This is a genomic window from Streptomyces microflavus (assembly GCF_014650075.1).
GTDB lineage: Bacteria > Actinomycetota > Actinomycetes > Streptomycetales > Streptomycetaceae > Streptomyces > Streptomyces microflavus.
The window spans coordinates 272,828-291,303 of sequence record NZ_BMUG01000006.1 but is presented as its reverse complement, the minus strand read 5'-3'; the positions used below and the strand labels follow the sequence as shown (position 1 = coordinate 291,303).

The following is an 18,476-nucleotide window of genomic DNA, read 5'->3' as shown; positions in this document are numbered from 1 at the left end:
GCCAGACGAGGGAAGCCGACCCGAGTATCAAGGCGCCCAGCAGAGCCCGCTCCCCGGGGGCGAGGGACGGGTCCCAGGTCACCCCGATGGCCACACCGGCGGCGAGAAGGGCCAACCCTCGCAGAAGGCAGACACGCAGCCAGCGTGCCAGGGTGATCCGTCCACGGCGATCCGGACGGTAGCTCCGCGCCCGCTGTACGAGGGGAGTCCCCGGCCCGTACCAGGCCTCCAGCCCCGCCCCCCACAACCCCGTCGCCATGTTCATCATTCTATGAGCGGCCCCCGGCGGGGCCATGGCGGGTCAGTCGTATGACAGGCCGCCCGAGCGGGCCCGCTTGAGTTCGAAGAAGCCCTTGTGGTTGGCGAGCACCCGGAAGCTGTCGAAGAGTTCGGCCGCCTCCTCGCCGCGCGGGATCGCGTTGAGTACCGGGCCGAACCAGACCGTGCCGTCCACGTGGATCGTCGGCGTGCCCACGTACGCGTCCTGCTCCGGATCCTTGCCCGCGTCGTGGCTGCGGGCGACCTCGTCGTCGTACGCCGTCGAGTGCGCGGCCTCCGCCAGCGCGGCGGGCAGGTCCACCTCGGCGAGGGAGGCGGCGATGACCGCGTCGAAGTCCGCCTCCTTGTGCTGGTGGATGCGGGTGCCCAGCGCGGTGTAGAGGTCCCGCAGGACTCCGTCGCCGTGGGCGGCGGCAGCGGCGACGGCGACCCGGACCGGGCCGATCGACTTGTCGACCAGGTCGCGGTACCAGGGGGCCAGTTCGTTGCCCTGGTTGTGCAGGTACAGGCTCATGGGGCGGAAGCGGAGCTGGATGTCCCGGTGCTGCTCCACCTCCAGGATCCAGCGGGAGGCGATCCAGGCGAACGGGCAGGCGGGGTCGAAGAAGAAGTCGACGGTGGTGCGGTGCGGGGTGCTCATGGGTCCCAGCCTAGGAAGCGATTGGCGTGGAATCCCGGGCCAATCGTGTTCCGGTGCGGTGGGCCATTCACCGTGGCGGCAGCCGTCAGGCAAGCGTCTTGCGTGGCTCCTCGGGGTCCGGGGTGTGGTGGCGGCCGACCGGGATCACCAGCGGGGTCCGGCTCACCGGGTCCGTGGCCACCTGGCAGCGGAGGCCGAAGACGTCCTCGACGGTCTCGGCGGTGATGACGTCGGCGGGGGCGCCCTCGGCGACGATGCTGCCCTTCTTCATCGCGATGACGTGATCGGCGTACCGGCAGGCCTGGTTGAGGTCGTGCAGGACCATGACGACCGTGCGCCCCTCGCGGCGGTTGAGATCGACGACGAGGTCCAGGACGTCGATCTGATGGGCGAGGTCGAGGTACGTCGTCGGCTCGTCCAGGAGGAGGACCGGGGTGCCCTGGGCGACGGCCATGGCGATCCAGGCGCGCTGGCGCTGGCCGCCGGAGAGTTCGTCCACCGCACGGTCGGCCAGGTCGGTGGTGCCGGTGGCGGCCAGTGCGTCGTGCACCGCCTGCTCGTCGGCCTTGGTCCACTGCCGCCACCACGTCTGGTGCGGGGAGCGCCCCCGGTTGACCAGGTCGATGACGGTGAGGCCCTCGGGGGCGACCGGCGACTGCGGGAGGATGCCGAGCTGCTGGGCCAACTCCCTGGTGGGGATGGAGTGCAGGGCCCGGCCGTCCAGGGTTACCGTCCCTTCGCGGGGGGTCAGAAGGCGGGCCAGGGCGCGCAACAGGGTCGATTTGCCGCAGGCGTTGGCGCCGACGATGGCGGTGATCCGGCCTGGCGGGATGGCCAGGTCGAGGCCGGAGACGACGGCCCGGTCGTCGTAACCGAGGTGCAGGTCCTCTGCCCTCAGGTCGGGTTCGGCGGTGGACATCGGTCAGCCTCCTGAGCCCGCGCGGTTGACGCGGATGAGCAGCCAGAGCAGCACCGGGGCGCCGAGCACTCCGGTGACGATCCCGACGGGCAGTTCGGTGCCGGGGATCAGTTCGCGTGCGAGGACGTCGGACGCGAGGACGACGACGGCGCCGGTGAGTCCTCCGGCGAGCGGGGGCGGCCAGGCCGTGCGGCAGAGCCGCTGGGCGATCTGCGGGGCGGCGAGCGCCACGAAGGCCACCGGTCCGGCCGCCGCGGTGGCGAAGGCGACCAGGCCGACGCCGGTGAGCAGGACGGTGAGGCGGACGGCCTGGACCCGAGTGCCCAGCCCCTTGGCGACGTCGTCGCCGAGTTGCAGCGTACGCATCAGCCTGCCGATCAGCAGGGCCGCGGGCACCAGTACGACGAGGGAGGCGGCGAGGGGTGCGGCCTGCTGCCAGTCGCGGCCGTTGAGGTTGCCGACGAGCCAGCCGAGCGCGGCCTGTGCCTGGAAACGGCCGCCCCGGGCGAGCAGGAAGTCGGTGACGCTGAGGCAGATCCAGGAGACGCCGATGCCGACGAGGATGATGCGGTAGCCGGTGGTGCCGCGCCGCCAGGCGAGCCCGTAGACCAGCAGGGCGCTGGTGAGTGCGCCGATCAGGCCGAGGGCCTGGGTGCCGAGGCCGAAGTCCCAGCCGAGCACGATGCCCGCGACGACCGCGGTTCCGGCGCCCTGGGTGAGGCCGATCATGTCGGGGCTGGCGAGCGGGTTGCGGGTCATCGTCTGGAACAGGGCCCCGGACATGCCGAACGCGATACCCGCGAGCAGCCCGGTCATGGCGCGGGGCAGCCGCAGTTCCTGGACGACGAGGAGGGTGCCCGGGTCGCCGGAGCCGGTCAGGGCGCGGGCGACGTCGGTGAGGGGGATGCCGTACTCACCGATGGAGACGTTCCAGCACAGGGCCGCGAACACGGCGACGACGAGGGCCGCGCAGACGGCGAGCTGCCGGGGGCGCAGGGTGCCGGAGACCGGCGGGAAGGCCAGGCGGAAGGGGCGGGCGGCGGCCATCCCGGCCGGGTCTTTCTCAGACCTCAGGGAATCTGTGGTCACGGTCATACCTCCGCGAGCCGGCGTCGGCGGACCAGGGCGATGAAGAACGGGCCGCCGATGAAGGCGACGATGATGCCCGCCTGGACCTCGACGGGCCGGGCGATCACCCGGCCGAGGATGTCCGCCCCGAGCAGCAGCCCGGCGGCCAGCGCGGCCGAGAGCGGCAGCAGCCAGCGGTGGTCCGGGCCGAGTCCGGCGGACTGGGCGAGGGCCCGGGCGACGTGCGGGACGACCAGGCCGATGAAGACGACGGGGCCGATCACCGCGACCGCCGCCCCGGTGAGGAGGGTGACCGCGACGACGCCCTGGAGGCGTACGAGGCCGAGCTTGCGGCCGAGCGAGGCGGCCACGTCGTCGCCGAGGGCGAGGCTGTTGAGGGCGGGGGCGCTCGCCAGCGCGAGGAGGGCGCCGAGGCCGAGGAAGGGCAGGATGCGCAGCACGGTGGAGGCGTCCTGGTTGGCGAGCGATCCCGCCGACCAGAAGCGGAAGCGGTCCAGGGCGGCCGGGTCGGTGAGGACGACAGCGCTGGTCAGCGAGGACAGTACGGCGGTCACCGCGACTCCGGCGAGCGCCAGCTTCACCGGTGTGGACCCCGAACGCCCCATCCGTCCCAGCAGATAGACGACGATGCTCGCCGCCATCGCCCCGGCGAACGCGAACCAGATGTAGCCGAGGAGCGAGCCGATCCCGGCGACCCCGGCGGCGATCACGATGGCGAAGGCCGCTCCGGCGCTCACCCCGAGGATGCCGGGGTCGGCGAGCGGGTTGCGGGTCAGCGCCTGCATCACACAGCCGGAGAGGCCGAGGGCGGCGCCGGCGGCCAGCCCCAGGGCCGTACGCGGAACGCGCACCGACCAGATCACGTCCTCGATCCGGGGTCCGGTCGGCCGGCCGAGGAGCGCCTTGAGGACGTCGCCGGGCGGGATCCCGAGGGCGCCGAGACCGAGCGAGAGCAGGCACAGCACCACCAGCACGGTGGCGATCACGGCCACGAGCAGGGTGGGGCGCCATCGGGCGGGGCGGGTCACGGGGCTGGCTCCACGGTCCGGTTCCTCACGGGTGGTTCAGCAGGGATCAGCAGGGGGTCCGTCCCGCCGGCACGGGCGGTTCGGCGGGGGTGGTGCGGTCCGGCCCGCCGGGATCGCGGCGGGCCGGACCGGGGAAGGGCGTCAGGACGCGGGGTGGACGACCTTCGTCTCCGTCTTGCCGTCGACGGCGGCCGACAGCATCGGGACCAGGCGGTCGACGGTGTACGGGATGCTCAGCGGGGTCACGAAGGAGATGGCGCTGCCGAAGTGGCTGCTCTCCTTGATCATGAGCTCGCGGCCCTCCTTGACCGCGTCGAGCTTGCCGTACAGCGGGTCGGCGTGGAGCTTGCCGGCGTCCTTGGCCGGGTCGGTGACGATCCAGGCGACGGCGTCCGTGTCGAGGAGGTCGGTGCGCTCCTTGCTGATGTTGGCGCCGAACGCGTCGCCGACGACCTTGTCGAGGCCCGCGGGGAGCTGGAAGCCGAGGCCGGTGAGGACGCGGGAGCGGTTGTCCTGGGGGCCGTAGACGTACATGCCCTCGTACGGCGTCGCCATGACGGCGGTCCTGCCCTTGAACTCGGGGTGCGCGGCCGCGGCGTCGCTGATGTGCTTCTCGGTCTTCGCGACCAGCGCCTTCGCCTCGTCGCTCCTGCCCAGGGCCTTGCCGACCTGCTCGGTCTGGTCCTGCCAGGAGATCCCCCAGTCCGGGACGTCCTTGGGCTGGGCGACGACCGGGGCGATCTTGGAGAGGGTGCGGTACTGGTCCTTGGTGAGGCCCGAGTACAGGGCCAGGATCAGGTCGGGGCGCAGCGAGGCGATCTTCTCGACCTGGGGGCCGGTGCCGTCGTCGTGCAGGACGGTCGGGCGCGGCTTGTCGCCGAGCGCCTTCTCCGCCCAGGGGCCGACCGCGCCCTTGAAGTCGCCGAACCACTCGGTCGTGCCGACCGGGGCCTTGCCGAGGGCGAGGACCGCGTCCTGGTCGGAGAGGCCGACGGTGACGATGCGCTTCGGCTCGTTCTTGAGGGTGGTGGCGCCGTACTTGTGGTCGAGGGTGACCGGGTAGGCACCCTTCGGCGCGCTGTCGGCGGACGGGGCCGCGGAGTCGCCGCTCTCGCCGGACCCGCAGGCGGCGGCTCCGAACAGCAGCAGGGCGGACGCGGCCACGGCGGTCAGCCGGGTGCGCTGGAACATGCGGGACATGGGCGGATTCCTTCGGGAGGGTGGGCGTGCCACGGGAGGCGGGGGCGTGGGGGCTCGGGGGTCAGAGGTGGGGTGCGGCGCGGCTGCCGGACCAGGCCCGCCAGAGCGTCGCGTACGGGCCGTCGGCGGTGCGCAGTTCGTCGTGGGTGCCGCTCTCGACGACCCGGCCGGCCTCCAGCACCACGATCCGGTCGGCGGCGACGGCCTGGGTGAGCCGGTGGGCGACGACGAGGGCGGTGCGGCCGGCGAGGGCGGCCTCGGCGGAGCGTTCCAGGGTGCGGGCGCCGGCGCTTCCCGCCTCGGCGGTCGCCTCGTCGAGGACGGCGACCGGGGGGTCGGCCAGGACGAGCCGGGCGAGGGCGAGTTGCTGGGCGCGGGCGGGGTCGAGGCGGTGGCCGCCCTCCCCTACGACGGTGGCAAGCCCTTCCGGCAGGGCCTCGGCCCACTCCAGCGCGTACACGGTGGCCAGGGCGGTGCGCAGGTCGGCGTCGGTGGCGTCGGGCCGGGCGAGGCGGAGGTCCTCGGCGAGGGTCCCGGTGAAGACGTGGACCTCCTGGGTGACCAGGACGACGGAGGGGCCGGCCGGGCCGGGTGCGCTCTGCGCTACGGAGACCGTGCCGCCCGTCGGCTGCTGGACGCCCGCGACGAGCCGGGCCAGGGTGGACTTCCCGGCCCCGCTGGTCCCGACGAGGGCCACGTGTTCGCCGGCGCGGAGGGTGAGGGAGACCTCGTGGAGGACGGTGCGGCCGGGACCGTAGGCGTGGCTCACGGCGTCGACGGTGACGGCCGCCCCGGCCTCGGTCCGCTGGTGCGGCAACTGCACCGCGCTCTCCTCGATGTCGGTCACCCCCACCAGGCGCGCGAGTCCGGCCGCAGCCGACTGGGCGTCGTCGAGCAGGACGAGGGCGGCGTTGACGGGTCCGAAGAGGCTGTGGAAGTAGAGGGCCGCGGCCGTCGCCGTACCGATGGAGACGGATCCGTCGCGGACCAGGAAGAACCCGGTGACCAGTACGGCGGCCAGGCCGATGTACTCCGCGATGTGCAGGCGCGCGTAGAAGCCGAGCACCAGGTGGACGCTGCGCATGGTCAGCTCGACGGCCTTGCGCGAGCGCCGCGCGCTCTTCTCGGTGTGCTGCTCCTCCAGCCGGTGGCCGCGTACGGTCACCGCTCCGCCGATGGTCTCCAGGAGCTGTTGCTGCTGGGCCCCGTTGGCGACCCGCTGGTCGGCGTAGACCGTGACGGCCCGGCGTACGTACCACCGTGCGGTGAGCGCCTGGACGGGTACGGCGAGGAGCGCGGCGAGGAGGAACCGTACGTCCAGCAGGGCCATCGCGCCGAGGGTCAGCACGATCGCGAGGACCGAGCGGGCCATCTCGGGGAGGGCGGAGCGTACGGCCTCCGCGACCCGGGCGACGTCTCCGGTGACCCGGGCGGTGAGGTCGCCGGCGCCGGCCCGCTCCAGGCGGTCGGCGGGGAGCTGGAGGGCGCGCTCGACGAACTGCTCGCGCAGCCGGGCCAGTACGGTCTCGCCGAGCCGGGCGACCTGGGTCAGCCCGAGCGTGGTGGTGACGCCCTGGACGACCGCGACCACCAGGAGGAGGACGACGGGCAGGGTGAGGGCGTCGGCGGGGCGGCCGTCGGCAACGATGTCGACGATGCGGCCGAGGAGCGGCTGGACGAGGAGCCCCACGGCGGTCGCGCCGACGAGGACGCCGAGGCCCAGGAGTGCCCGGCCCCGGTCGGGGCGGATCAGGGTGCGCAGGGCGGCCCGGGTGCGGGCGCCGGAGGCGATGGGGAGCAGTTCGGCGCTGTCGTCGGCCGTGCCCGGTATGCCCGATGGGGTGCTGGTCATGTGAGGACCGCCGTGCGGTAGACGGGATGGTCGCGTACGAGGTCCTCGTGCGGGGCCTCGGCGGTGATGGTGCCGCCGTCGATGAGGACGACGCGGTCGGTGGCGGCGAGCAGCGCGGGGCTGCTGGTGACCAGGACCGTGGTGCGGCCGGTGCGGGCGCGGCGGATGCCGGTGGCGATACGGGCCTCGGTGGCGGCGTCGACGGCGGTGGTCGGGTCGTGCACGACGAGGACGGACCGGTCGGCGGCGAGCGCGCGGGCCAGGGCGACGCGCTGGCGCTGGCCGCCGGAGAGGGAGCTGCCGCGCTCGCCGATCCGCCCCGAGGTGCCGCCGGGCAGGGTGGCGGCGACCTCGTCGACGGCGGCGGCGTCCATGGCCGGTCGCGGGTCGGCTCCGGCGGGGGCAGCGGCCGTGACGTTGTCGAGGAGGGTGCCGTCGAAGAGCTGGGCGTCGTGCTCGGCCACCAGCAGCGCGGAGCGCAGGGCGGCGGGGGCGAGCTCGGTGACGGGGGTGCCGTCGAGTTCGATGCGCCCCCGGTCGGGGTCGCAGCGGCGGGCGAGGCAGTGCAGCAGGGTGGCGGCGTCGGCGGTGTCGGTGACGACGATGCCGAGGTGTTCGCCGGGGCGCACGGTCAGGTCGATCCCGTCGAGCCCGGCGTGGCCGAGGCCGTGCAGGCGCAGTTCGCCGGTGGCGGGGGCCGCGGGCTCGGCGGTGCCGCCGGTGGTCTCGCCGGGCGCGGCCAGCACGTCGGCGATGCGGGCGGCGGAGGCGCGGGCCCTGGCGAGTTCGGCGCCGACCCAGGCCAGCACGCTGATCGGGCCGGGGAGGAAGAGGGCGAGGCCGACGGCGGAGACGAGGGCGCCGAGGCCGATGGAGCCGCTGAGCACCAGGCGGCCGCCGACGAGAGCGACCAGGGCGATGAAGGCGCCGGTGAGGGTGAGCATCAGGCCGGTCTGGAGTGCGGCGGCGCGGGCGGCGCGCACGTTGGCCTCCCGGGAGGCCTGGCTGGTGGTCCGGTAGCGGGCGACGGCGGCGCGTTCGGCCCGCAGGCCCTTGAGTACGCGGACCCCGGCGACCAGGTCGGCGGCGACCCCGGAGGCGTGGGCGGCGCGCTCCTGTTCGGCCTCGCTGCGGTGCTCCAGGGGGCGGGCGAGGTAGTGGCCGAGCGCCATGAGGACCGGGGCGCCGATCAGGACGAGGAGGCCTAGGGGGACGGAGGCGCGCAGCAGGAGGACCGCGCCCGCGACGACTCCGACGACGGCGGCGATGCCGAGGGTGAGGGCCATGTTGAGGGCCCCGACCCGCCGGGCGTCCTCGGTGGCCACGTTGACCAGGGCCCCGGGGGGCCGCCCTGCCTCGGCGCCGCCGTGCGGGGCGAGCACCCGGCGTACGACATCGAGGCGCAGCTGGTGCGCGGCCTGTTCGGCGGCGCGCTCGCCGGCCCGGGCGCCGAAGCGGAAGCCGTAGGAGAGCATCGCGTAGACGACGGCGAGGACGACGAGCCAGGCGGCGAGCGCTCCCCCGTCGGGACGGACCACGGCACGGTCGACGATCAGGCCGATGAGTACGGGGACGAGCGCCTCGCCGGTCTGGTGGGCGGCGCCCAGCAGCGAACCGACGACGACGTCCCGGCGCTGCCCTGCTACGGCGCGCCGGATGACACCGCGCCCGGACGTGTCAGCCCCCACCCACCCGCTCCTCAAGCCTGTACCGGACAAGGCAGGAGGGGCGACTTCCGGCCACCCGTCTCCAGCCAAACGAAGGTAAGGCTAACTTGTCCGGCGCCCGGTGCGGAACGGGCCCCCGGTGGACGTTCCGCGGGGGCGCGCTCAGCGTTCGGCGAACGTCCTCCGGCGCGTCGGCGGGCAGGTTCTCGCGAAGGACACGCTCTGCCGCGCGGGGTGAGCGCCGGTACGGGAGTGGGCGGCCGGCTCACCCCCGTACCGCGGGCTCCACGTCCGCCCCGGAAGCTCAGACCTCGGCGAACGGGTCGTCGATGAACGGGGTCGCCTGGTGGAAGTAGAGCCGCCACCCCGCCCCGGTCAGCCGCCACAGGGAGCTGCGGTGCGAGCGCAGCCCCTTGGACTCGGTGTCGAAGGTGAGGTGCACCAGATCCGAGCAGAGCTCCACGCCCTGCATCCGGGAAGCGGTCAGCGGGCCGGGGCGCGGGGCGTCGTCGGCGGTGAGCGCCTCGATGATCGTCTCCCGGTTCCAGAGCCGTCCGCTGGTGCCGATCTCCCGGAACCCGGGGTGCAGCAGGGAGGCGAGGAGATCCGCGGAGGCGCGTACCACCGGGTCCAGCAGGCGGAGTTCGCCTTCGATGGCTGCGGCCACGGCGGGCGACGGCTCAGACACGTGTCATCTCCACAAGTTTTGCCACGGTGTTCCAGTTGCGGGTGGTGGCGGTGAGGCCCGCGGTCTGCCGGGGGCGTGCCAGTGCCTCGGCCAGCTTGGAGCGGCCGAGTCCGTCGGGAGCGTACAGGTAGAGGCAGCGGTCACCGAGCTCGAAGGCCTCCGGCCGGTAGGCCTGTGCGTCGAGTGCGGCGAAGCGTCCGCTCTCCACGGCCCGGTCGAAGTAGGTGACGTGGAGCTGCTTGCCCTCCAGCTCGGCGGCGGGGAAGGGGCAGGCGTCCGCGACGGCGGCGAGATAGGAGGCGCTGCGGACGATACAGCTGACGGAGAATCCGAACCGCTCGTGCAGGGCCTGTTCGAGAGCGGCGGCGAGCGCGGTCTCGTCCTTGCTGTCGCTGCGGAAGACGGCGTTGCCGCTCTGCAGGTGGGTGGCGATGTCGGTGTGCCCCAGTTCGCCGAGCACGGTGCGCAGTTCCGGCATCGGGACCCTCTTGTGGCCGCTCACATTGATCCCGCGCAGCAGCGCCGCGTACTTCGTCGTCATGGCCCCACACACTAGAGCGATCTTTCCTCCGGCGCGCAGCCGCCGCGCCCCGTGGGGGAGGGCGCGGCGGCTGCTGTGCGCGAGCGTTGCCGGACGGGGGCGGTGGGGCGCCACCGTCCGGCGGTGGGTCCTACTCGACGATCTTGAGGAGCTTGTTCGCCGTGCCCTCGGTCGCGTTGGAGATGGCGTCCGGGGTGGCTCCCTCGGTGAGCGCCGTGGCGACCTGCTCCGGGGTGGCGTCCTGGTGGCCCGCCAGGTAGACGGCGGCCGCGCCGACGACGTGCGGGGTGGCCATGGACGTACCGGAGATGGTGTTGGTGCCGGTGTCGCTGTCGTTCCAGGTGGACGTGATGTCCGAGCCAGGGGCGTAGATGTCCACGACGGGGCCGAAGTTGGAGAACGAGGACTGCTCGTCGGCCTCCGTGGACGAGGCGACGGTGATCGCCTCGGGGACGCGGGAGGGCGAACCCTGGCCGGCGTCGCTGGACTCGTTGCCCGCGGCGACACCGAAGGTGATGCCGGCGGCGATGGCCTTCTGGACGGCCTCGTCGAGAGCGGGGTCGGCGCCGCCGCCGAGGCTCATGTTGGCGACGGACGGGCCGGACGCGTTGGCGGCGACCCAGTCGATGCCGGCGATGACCTGCTCGGTGGTGCCCGAGCCGTTGTCGTCCAGGACGCGGACACCGACGATCTTGGCCTTCTTGGCGACGCCGTGCGCGGCCCCGGCGATGGTGCCCGCCACATGGGTGCCGTGCCCGTTGCCGTCGTCGGCGTCGTCGTCGTTGTCCACGGCGTCGAAGCCCGAGGTGGCCCGGCCCTCGAAGTCCTCGTGGGTGACCCGGACGCCGGTGTCGATGACGTACGCGGTGACGCCCTCACCGGCGGCGTCGGGGTAGTTGTACGCGTTGTCGCCCGCGGTCTCGGCCTGGTCCACGCGGTCCAGACCCCACGACGGCGGGTTCTCCTGGGTGGCGTTGATGCTGAACTTCTTGTTCTGCACCACCTTGGCGACGGACGGGTCGGCGGCGAGGCGCTTGGCCTCGGTCTCCGAAAGTCCGCTGGCGGAGAAGCCGTTGATGCTGGAGGAGTAGTTGCGCTGGAGCTTGCCGCCGTACTCCTTGGCGAGCTTCGACTTGTCCGCCTTCTCGCCCAGCATGACGATGTAGCTGCCGGAGACGGCGGTCTCGGCGTCCGCGCCGTAGACCGTGCCCATGGGAGCCGGCGCGGCTCCGGCGAACGAGGTTCCGAACAGGGTGACTCCGGCTGCGGCCGCCACAGCGGTGATCGCGGCGGTGAGCTTGGTCCGGCGGGTGGTGCGCTGGTGCTTGGCCATGAAGAGGGGTCTCCTCGTCAATCTCTGTGGGGGGATTGACCTCCGGCCGGAAGATCTCCGGGGGTTGGCTCGAAACCCTGACCGATTGACGAGCACAGATCAAGACCCCCTTGCAGCTGTGACTTACTCAACAAGGTTTCGTAACAAGAAATCGGCCATGGCGGGCCACAACGGGCAGTGGCCGTCAACGCCCTTGCAACAAAGCTATGTCGGCGGGGCGCGAGGAAGGACCGAGCACAGAAGACCTCCAGCTCAGAGGCGCTGCCGGGCCGTTCGCAGCACCTCACACCGCACCCGGTTGCACCCGACGCCGACACCGCCGGAGGGAGGCGGGTATGCGTGAAGACATGTGAACGTGCGTGAAGAAGTGCGCGAGAGGGGTGAAGTCCCCCGCCGGAGATGTGGAGTCACCCGGGGGGTGCGTGCAGATGCAACGACCACCGGCATCGCACAGACGAACGCCCCGCCCCGCACGGCCGCTCTGGACGGCGGTGCGGGGCGGGGCGAGAACGTCCGGATATCATTCCGGCCGATCCGCTCAGAGCGACAGCTCGGCCTCGATGAGATCGGCCGCCCGGGGCGTACCGCCCTCCTTCGCCATCTGCTCGCGCAGCCGGGCGGACCGCTCGGCCACCTCCGGGTCGCCGAGCAGGGCGAGCACGGCGGCGCGCAGCGTGGCGGCGTCGGCCTCCTCCATGGGCACGTGCCGGGCCACGCCGAGCGCCTGGAGCATGTCGGCGTTGCCGAACTGGTCGACGGCCTGCGGCACGGCCACCATCGGCGTCCCCGTGGCGAGCCCCTCCTGACTGCCGCCCGCCCCGGCATGGGTGATGAACGCGTCGGCCTGCCTCAGCACCGCCAACTGCGGCACCCACGCGTACACTTCCACATTCGCCGGTACGTCACCGAGCTCGTCCGGGTCGACATGCGCGCCGATCTGGAGCACCACGTGCCAGCCGGGCAGATCGCCGAAGGCCGCGACGCACTCCCGGTAGAAGGCGGGCTGCTTGGTGAACGAGGAGCCGAGCGAGACCAGCAGCACCTTCTCGGCCCCGGCCGGCCGCTGCCACTCCCCCTGGTCGGCCCGGTCGCCCTGGCAGGCGCCGACGAAGGTGTACATCTCGCGGTCCACCCGGTCCGCGTTGGGCTGGAGCGCCTCGGGGATCAGGACGATGCCTCGGCGCGGGCGGGCCACGAAGTCGTCGCTGGAGAGATGGCCGAGGCCGTTGCCGGCGAGCCAGCTTTCGAAGCGGGCGTAGTACGCCCTGCCGCGCTCGGTCTCTTTCAGCCCGGCGGTCATCGGCTCGCCGACCTCCTTCTCGTACCCCTCCCAGGGGACCAGGTTGGGCCAGAGGGAGACGGCGGGGACGCCCCAGCGATGGGCGAGGACGCGGGCGGGATAGGAGGTGATGTCGTGCAGGACGAGGTCGGGCTCGTCGCCCTCGAAGGCGGTGACGAGCTGGGGGAAGGCCTGGATGGCGTCGGCGAGGAAGGGTTCGAGGTTGTCGATCAGCTCGGTGCCCCAGGCCTCGGGGTCGTCGTCCGTCGGCAGGGTCGAGGTGTAGATCACCGGCTCGGCGCCGGTGCCCGCGACCTTGTCGGCGAACGAGGCGGGGATGGCGTAACTGACGCGGTGCCCACGGCTGACGAGCTCCCGGATGACGTCGAGGCTCGGGTTCACATGTCCGTGGGCGGCGATGGAGAACATGGCGATGTGGGCACGCGGGGATTCCGTCATGCCGCCCACCATAAACGAGACGGCACGTCTCGTCTAGCTATTTCTGGTGCCCTCCTCAGCGCTGGTAGCGGGCCAGGACCCGGTTGCCGTCGTCGACCAGCCGTTTGCGCAGCTCATCGGCGCCGATCGCGCCGCTGTAGTACTCCTGGAGCGCGGGGGTCGCCACCTTGTCCTTCCACTCGAGGTAGCCGCGTACGGTCTGCGCGGGCGCCGGGCGCAGATACCGGGCCAGCGCGGTCCCGGTGGCCCAGCCGTGCTCGGCGGTGTGCAGGGAGGGGTGGGCGAGGGCGGTGGTGCCGGTGGGCAGCATCCAGTCGCCCCGGGCCAGCCGGACCATGTTCGGTGGCCGCAGCAGGAAGTCGATGAAGGCGACGGCCTCCTTCTTGTGCGGGCTGTCCTCGGCGACGGAGAGGGTCTGCGGGCTCACCCCCTGGGTCGGCCCCCCACTGCCCGCCGGGGCGGGCAGGACCGTCCACTCGAACCCTTCGGGGGCCTGCTCGACGATCTGCTGGCGGTAGGCGAACCCGAGCGGAAGCATCGCGTACCGGCCGCCGAAGAAGCCGGGCAGGGCGTCGGAGCCGCCCATCCCGAGCGCCGTACGGGCCGCGCTGCGGTCGGTGTTGACCTGGTCGTGGATGGTGCCGGTCACCACCTTGTCGCCCTCCTCGAAGCGCAGCTCGACCCTGCCGTCCGGCTCGCGGTGGAAGAGCTGCCCGCCGCCGGAGAGGCCCAGGTTGAGGGTGACGGAGACGGGCTCCTTGAGCGGCCAGGCGACCCCGTAACGGTCCTTGCCGGTCAGCTCTTTGCTGACCTTGCGGAACTCCGCCCAGCTCCAGGGCTGTTCCGGCGTCGGGATCCGCACGCCCGACGCCTTGAGGATCTTGCTGTTGGCGATGAGGACGCGGGGTTCCTGGAGGAAGGGGACGCCGTAGGTCCCGCCGTCGAAGGTGGTGGTGCGCCAGGACTGCTCGGGGATGTCGGCCTTCAGCCGGTCCGGGAGGAGGGTGCGCAGGTCGGCGAGGTAGCCGCCGTACGCGAAGTCGGCGAGGTCATCGGATGCGTCGTGGATGATGTCGGGCGCCTCGCCGCCCTCGAAGGAGGTGAGCAGCTGGTCGTGGACGTTGTCCCAGCTGCCCTGGACATAGTCCACCTGTACGCCGGGATGGGCGGCGTTCCACTCCTTCACCAGCTGCTTGTTGGCGTCGACGGACTCCTTCTGCCAGGCCAGCGACTGGAACCTGAGGCGGATGGTGCCGTCGGCGTCCCTGCCGTCGTCGGTGCCCGAGCAGCCGGTGAGGAGGAGCACGAGGACGGTGGCGGCGACCGCGGCGCGACGGGTCGGGGTGCGGCGCATCAGCCCCTCACCGCCCCGGCCGTCATCCCGCCGGTGATCCGGCGCTGGATGAAGGCGAAGAGGACCAGGGAGGGCAGTGTGGCGAGGAACGCGGCGGCGGCCAGCGGACCGAGGTCGGCCACGCCCTCCGCGCCGAGGAAGTGGGTGAGGACGACCGGCAAGGTCTGCTTCTCCGGGGTCTTGAGCAGGACGAGCGCGAAGAAGAACTCGTTCCATGCGGTGATGAACGCGAAGAGGGCGGTGGCGACGATTCCGGGGGCGAGCAGCGGGGCGACGACCGAGACCAGGGTCCGTACGCGGCCCGCGCCGTCCACTGCGGCGGCCTCCTCCAACTCCGCGGGTACAGCGCGCACATAACCGGCCAGCATCCACAGCGCGAAGGGCAGCGACCAGACGACGTAGACCAGGATCAGCCCCCAGAGGGTGTTGATCAGATGCAGGTTCTTCAGCACCAGGAAGAGCGGGATGATCACCAGGACGAACGGGAACGCCTGGCTGACCACGACCCAGCCGGTCGCGGCGGTGGCGAGGCGGCCCCGGTGGCGGGCCATCACGTAGGCCATCGGCGTGGCGATGACGACGGCGATCAGGGCGGCGGAGACGGCGGTGATCAGCGAGTTGGCCGCGGCCTGGAGCAGCGGCTGCTCGTCGAAGGCCTGCCGGAAGTTGTCCAGGGTGGGCTGCTCGGGGATCCAGGTGGGGTGGAGCGAGCCCAGTTCGCGGGCGGGCTTGAAGGCCGTGGAGAGCAGCCACAGGAACGGGAAGGCCAGGAACACCAGGTACGCCAGGAGCGCGAGGTACTGGCCGGCGCGGGCGGCCCTGCTGGTGGGAAGACTCATCGCGTCCCGCCTCCTTCGGGGATCCTCATCGCTCCTCGCCTCCCTTGATCCGGCCGACGAGGTAGCAGGCGAGGATCACGGAGATCACCGCGACCATCACACAGCCCATCGCGGCGGCGTACCCGAACTGTCCGTAACGGAAGGCCTCCTCGTACGCGAAGAGCATCGGCAGCCGGGTCCGCCCGCCGGGACCACCGCTGGTCAGCACATAGACGAGGGCGAAGGAGTTGAAGTTCCAGATGAAATTGAGGGCGGTGATGGCGAGGGCGATGGGTTTGATCGCGGGCCAGGTGACCGTACGGAACCGGCGCCAGGCGCCCGCCCCGTCCAGGGCCGCCGCCTCGTGGAGTTCGTGCGGGGTGTTCTGGAGCCCGGCGAGCAGGGCGACGGTGGTCTGGGGCATGCCCGCCCAGATGCCGACGAGGATCACGGCGGGGAGCGCGGTGGCGAGGCCGGTGAGCCAGTCCCGGCCGTCGCCGAGGCCGAGGTCGCGGATGGTCTCGTTGAGGATGCCCGCGTCGGGGTTGTAGACGAGCCGCCACATGATGCCGACGACGACTTCGGGCATCGCCCACGGGATGATCGCCAGCGCCCGGGCCAGCCAGCGCATCCGCAGCTTCTGGTTGAGGAGCAGGGCGAGACCGAGGGCCAGCAGGAACTGCGGGACGGTGACGCCGAACGCCCAGATGAGGCCGATCCGGAAGGAGTCCCAGAACAGGGTGTCGTGCAGGAGGTCCTGGAAGTTGAGGGTGCCGATCCACTGGGTGGAGCGGGTGCGGCCGGACTGGGCGTCGGTGAAGGCGAGCGCGATGCCGTAGAGGAGGGGCCCGACGCTGAGGATCAGGATCGGGAGGAGGGCGGGCAGGACGAGGAACCAGGCCGCCCGGTCCCGGGCCGCGGCGCCGGGCGGCCCTTTCTCCTGTGCCCGCCTCGGCCTGGACCGCCCCTTAAGGGACGTTGATGTCACGAATAGGACCTCTTCGCCGTCTAAGTGAGGTTCATACCGTTCTGGCAGCCCTGGTGGCCTCCGTCATCGTGCTGACGGGCCGTCGGTTCGTCAAGGTGGCCTGCGCGGATGCAAAATCGCACCCATGGACGAGATGCGTGCGCGTGAGGTGCTGACGGCCGCCGGTTTCCCAGGCACGGCGGAGCTGCTGGCGCTGGGCGAGAACGCGGTCTTCGCGGCCGGCGACCTGGTGGTGAAGGTCGGCCGGGACGCCACCGGCCACCCGGAGCTGGCGGCCCGGGCCGAACGGGAGGTGGCGGTCGCCGACTGGCTCGCCGCGTCGGGTGTCCCGGCCGTGCGGGCCGCCGAGCACCGGGTACGCCGGGTCGAGGGCCACCCGGTGACGGTCTGGCACCGGCTCCCCGCCCCCGTACGCCCCACCGAACCCCGCGATCTGGCGCCCCTGCTCTCCCGGGTGCACGCCCTGCCCGCCCCCGAGGGCTTCACGCTGCCGCGCCGCGAACTGCTCGGCGGGGTGGAGCGCTGGCTGACCCTGGCGGGCGACACCATCGACCCGGACGACGCCGACTACCTCCGCGGCCGCCGCGACGGCTTCGCGGCCGCGGCCGCCGCCCTGGTCCCCCACCTGCCCCCGGGCCCGATCCACGGCGACGCGCTTCCCCGCAACGTGCACGTCGGCCCCGACGGCCCGGTCCTGGTCGACCTGGAGACCTTCTCCACGGACCTGCGGGAACACGACCTGGTCGTCCTCGCGCTCTCCCGCGACCGCTACGGCCTCGCCCCCTCGGCCTACGACGCCTTCACGTCCGCGTACGGCTGGGACGTACGGGAGTGGGAGGGCTGCACGGTCCTGCGCGGCGCCCGCGAGACGGCCAGCTGCGCCTGGGTCGCCCAGCACGCCCCGGCCAACCCGAAGGCGCTCACCGAGTTCCGCCGCAGGGTGGCGTCACTGCGTGAGGACGATCCCGAGGTCCGCTGGTACCCCTTCTGAAGGGACAGCGGGCCGGCGGCCGGACGAGGTCGCCGAGCGTAGGTTGATCTCATGGGATTCTTCGACAAGCTGACCGGAACCAAGCGCCCGGAAGCCGGGGTGGCGCCGCGACCGGCCGAGGAGTTGCGGACGGCCCTGCTCGGTCTCAACCGGCCGGACGTCCCCTACGTCATCAGCGACGGCGCGGCGCACGGCGCCGGTCTGGTGGCGGAGTGGCGGATCGACGAACCGGCCTGGCAGACCTTCTTCATCGGATCCCAGCTGACGCACGCCGTCCGGATCAGGATGCGCCTGGCCGAGGACGTCACCGAGGTGCGTGCCGTCGAGGAGAGCTGGGAGGTCACCCGTGTCGGGAATCCTCCGCGGCTCCGGACTTCGGCGGCGTACGCGCGCGGCGCGGGCAGGACCGTGTCACGCCGCTACACACTCCACCGAGGGGAGAGCGGCCGCCTCGAAGCGACCGAGTCGTTCAGCTTCGACAGCGCGCAGCTGACGGCCCCCCTACGGAACACCACCCTCGAGTCCGGCTGGACCTGGCGAGGAGTGATCTTCGGCAAGCTCTGACTCCGGCTACGCCCCCTGCCGGTCACCTGCTCCGCGGAATCACCGGCCAGGCCTGTTCCACCACCGCCGCCGGGTTCGCCGTGCGGCGCAGATAGGCCTGGAGCGAGGCGGACTGTTCGGCCGCCGCCCGGACCTGGAGGGCGTGCAGTTCGGCCGGGGGCAGCGTGCTGACCGGGCGGTGGCGCTCGCCCATCTGCCGCACCACGCGGACGGCGGCCACCGCGTCGGCGGTCGCGTCGTGGGCGTCGGACAGGGTCACGCCGTAGTGCTCGCACAGGGCTTGGAGGGCTCGCTTGCCCTTGCGGTACTTGTCGACGTGCTTGTCGATCACCAGCGGATCGATGACGGGCGAGGGCACTCCGCCGATCCGCTCGTCGACGGAGTCCAGTCCGTACCGCCCGCATTCGCGGTCCAGGAGCGAGAGGTCGTAGCGCGCGTTCATCACCACCAGCGGCACCCCGGAGCGCAGCACCCCGGCGACCGCGTGGGCGATCTCCTCGACGGCCGAGGCGGCCCGCGCGCCGTGCTTGCGGGCGTGGTCGGTGCCGATGCCGTGGATCGCGGACGCCTGCTCGGGTATCGCCACCCCCGGGTCGAGCAGCCAGGTCCGCTGCTCGGTGACCGTCCCGTCCGCCTCCAGCCGGACCAGTGCGGCGGTGACGATCCGGTCGGACTCGACGTCGGTCCCCGTCGTCTCCAGGTCGAAGCCGACCAGTGGTCCCTGATGCCAGCTCATCCCGATACCTCCTTCGTGGTGCTCCCCCGTGGTGCTCCCCCCGAGTGATGA

16 protein-coding genes and 1 pseudogene are annotated in these 18,476 nt (G+C 72.5%); 2 read left to right on the top strand and 15 right to left on the bottom strand.

What is annotated here, in order from left to right; all coding sequences use genetic code 11:
• Positions 1-301: 301 nt before the first annotated feature.
• The 14 genes and pseudogenes from IE264_RS19310 to IE264_RS19245 all read right to left on the bottom strand — a co-directional run bounded on the left by IE264_RS19310 (position 302) and on the right by IE264_RS19245 (position 16,134).
• Positions 302-919 (bottom strand): mycothiol-dependent nitroreductase Rv2466c family protein, encoded by a 618-nt coding sequence (locus tag IE264_RS19310; RefSeq protein ID WP_032753660.1) that lies wholly within the window; start codon positions 917-919, stop codon positions 302-304.
• 85 nt (positions 920-1,004) lie between these two features.
• Positions 1,005-1,838 carry an ABC transporter ATP-binding protein gene (locus IE264_RS19305; RefSeq protein ID WP_015612242.1) on the bottom strand — a complete coding sequence of 278 codons (834 nt, stop codon included), beginning with the start codon at positions 1,836-1,838 and terminating at the stop codon, positions 1,005-1,007.
• A 3-nt stretch (positions 1,839-1,841) separates the two neighbouring features.
• The gene (locus tag IE264_RS19300; protein WP_099128029.1) at positions 1,842-2,933 is read right to left on the bottom strand and encodes a FecCD family ABC transporter permease; all 1,092 of its coding nucleotides are present in this window, start codon (positions 2,931-2,933) and stop codon (positions 1,842-1,844) included.
• Complete coding sequence (locus IE264_RS19295) at positions 2,930-3,955, bottom strand: FecCD family ABC transporter permease (RefSeq protein WP_032753658.1); 1,026 nt, start codon at positions 3,953-3,955, stop codon at positions 2,930-2,932. The genes IE264_RS19300 and IE264_RS19295 overlap by 4 nt, the downstream gene beginning before the upstream one ends.
• A gap of 141 nt (positions 3,956-4,096) precedes the next feature.
• Positions 4,097-5,155 (bottom strand): iron-siderophore ABC transporter substrate-binding protein, encoded by a 1,059-nt coding sequence (locus tag IE264_RS19290; protein WP_015612239.1) that lies wholly within the window; start codon positions 5,153-5,155, stop codon positions 4,097-4,099.
• Positions 5,156-5,216: 61 nt separating this feature from the next.
• Positions 5,217-7,007: an ABC transporter ATP-binding protein gene (locus IE264_RS19285; RefSeq protein WP_032753655.1), complete on the bottom strand. Its 1,791-nt coding sequence runs from the start codon at positions 7,005-7,007 to the stop codon at positions 5,217-5,219.
• The gene (locus IE264_RS19280) at positions 7,004-8,695 is read right to left on the bottom strand and encodes an ABC transporter ATP-binding protein (protein ID WP_032753653.1); all 1,692 of its coding nucleotides are present in this window, start codon (positions 8,693-8,695) and stop codon (positions 7,004-7,006) included. The genes IE264_RS19285 and IE264_RS19280 overlap by 4 nt, the downstream gene beginning before the upstream one ends.
• Before the next feature lie 283 nt (positions 8,696-8,978).
• A complete protein-coding gene (locus IE264_RS19275) occupies positions 8,979-9,362 on the bottom strand; it encodes a nuclear transport factor 2 family protein (RefSeq protein ID WP_015612236.1) in 384 nt (127 codons plus the stop codon).
• On the bottom strand, positions 9,355-9,903 hold the full coding sequence (locus IE264_RS19270; RefSeq protein WP_032753651.1) for a DUF1697 domain-containing protein: 549 nt from the start codon (positions 9,901-9,903) through the stop codon (positions 9,355-9,357). The genes IE264_RS19275 and IE264_RS19270 overlap by 8 nt, the downstream gene beginning before the upstream one ends.
• Before the next feature lie 130 nt (positions 9,904-10,033).
• Entirely contained in the window at positions 10,034-11,236 is a 1,203-nt protein-coding gene (locus tag IE264_RS19265; RefSeq protein ID WP_031127146.1) for a S8 family peptidase, read from the bottom strand.
• 538 nt (positions 11,237-11,774) lie between these two features.
• Positions 11,775-13,011: pseudogene (gene mgt / locus IE264_RS19260) on the bottom strand (macrolide-inactivating glycosyltransferase); the annotation flags it as partial.
• 18 nt (positions 13,012-13,029) lie between these two features.
• Entirely contained in the window at positions 13,030-14,328 is a 1,299-nt protein-coding gene (locus tag IE264_RS19255; protein WP_032753649.1) for an ABC transporter substrate-binding protein, read from the bottom strand.
• Positions 14,328-15,167 carry a carbohydrate ABC transporter permease gene (locus IE264_RS19250; RefSeq protein ID WP_015612231.1) on the bottom strand — a complete coding sequence of 280 codons (840 nt, stop codon included), beginning with the start codon at positions 15,165-15,167 and terminating at the stop codon, positions 14,328-14,330. The genes IE264_RS19255 and IE264_RS19250 overlap by 1 nt, the downstream gene beginning before the upstream one ends.
• A 25-nt stretch (positions 15,168-15,192) precedes the next feature.
• Complete coding sequence (locus tag IE264_RS19245) at positions 15,193-16,134, bottom strand: carbohydrate ABC transporter permease (protein ID WP_032753647.1); 942 nt, start codon at positions 16,132-16,134, stop codon at positions 15,193-15,195.
• 124 nt (positions 16,135-16,258) lie between these two features.
• Between IE264_RS19245 and IE264_RS19240 the strand changes: the two genes are divergently transcribed.
• Both IE264_RS19240 and IE264_RS19235 read left to right on the top strand, forming a co-directional pair.
• Positions 16,259-17,125: a phosphotransferase enzyme family protein gene (locus IE264_RS19240; RefSeq protein WP_032753646.1), complete on the top strand. Its 867-nt coding sequence runs from the start codon at positions 16,259-16,261 to the stop codon at positions 17,123-17,125.
• A 51-nt stretch (positions 17,126-17,176) separates the two neighbouring features.
• Positions 17,177-17,689: a hypothetical protein gene (locus IE264_RS19235; protein WP_032753645.1), complete on the top strand. Its 513-nt coding sequence runs from the start codon at positions 17,177-17,179 to the stop codon at positions 17,687-17,689.
• Positions 17,690-17,711: 22 nt separating this feature from the next.
• On the opposite strand, the gene IE264_RS19230 is transcribed toward IE264_RS19235, so the two are convergent.
• Positions 17,712-18,425, bottom strand: a complete 714-nt coding sequence (locus IE264_RS19230; RefSeq protein ID WP_032753644.1) for a 3'-5' exonuclease — start codon at positions 18,423-18,425, stop codon at positions 17,712-17,714.
• Between the last annotated feature and the right edge of the window lie 51 nt (positions 18,426-18,476).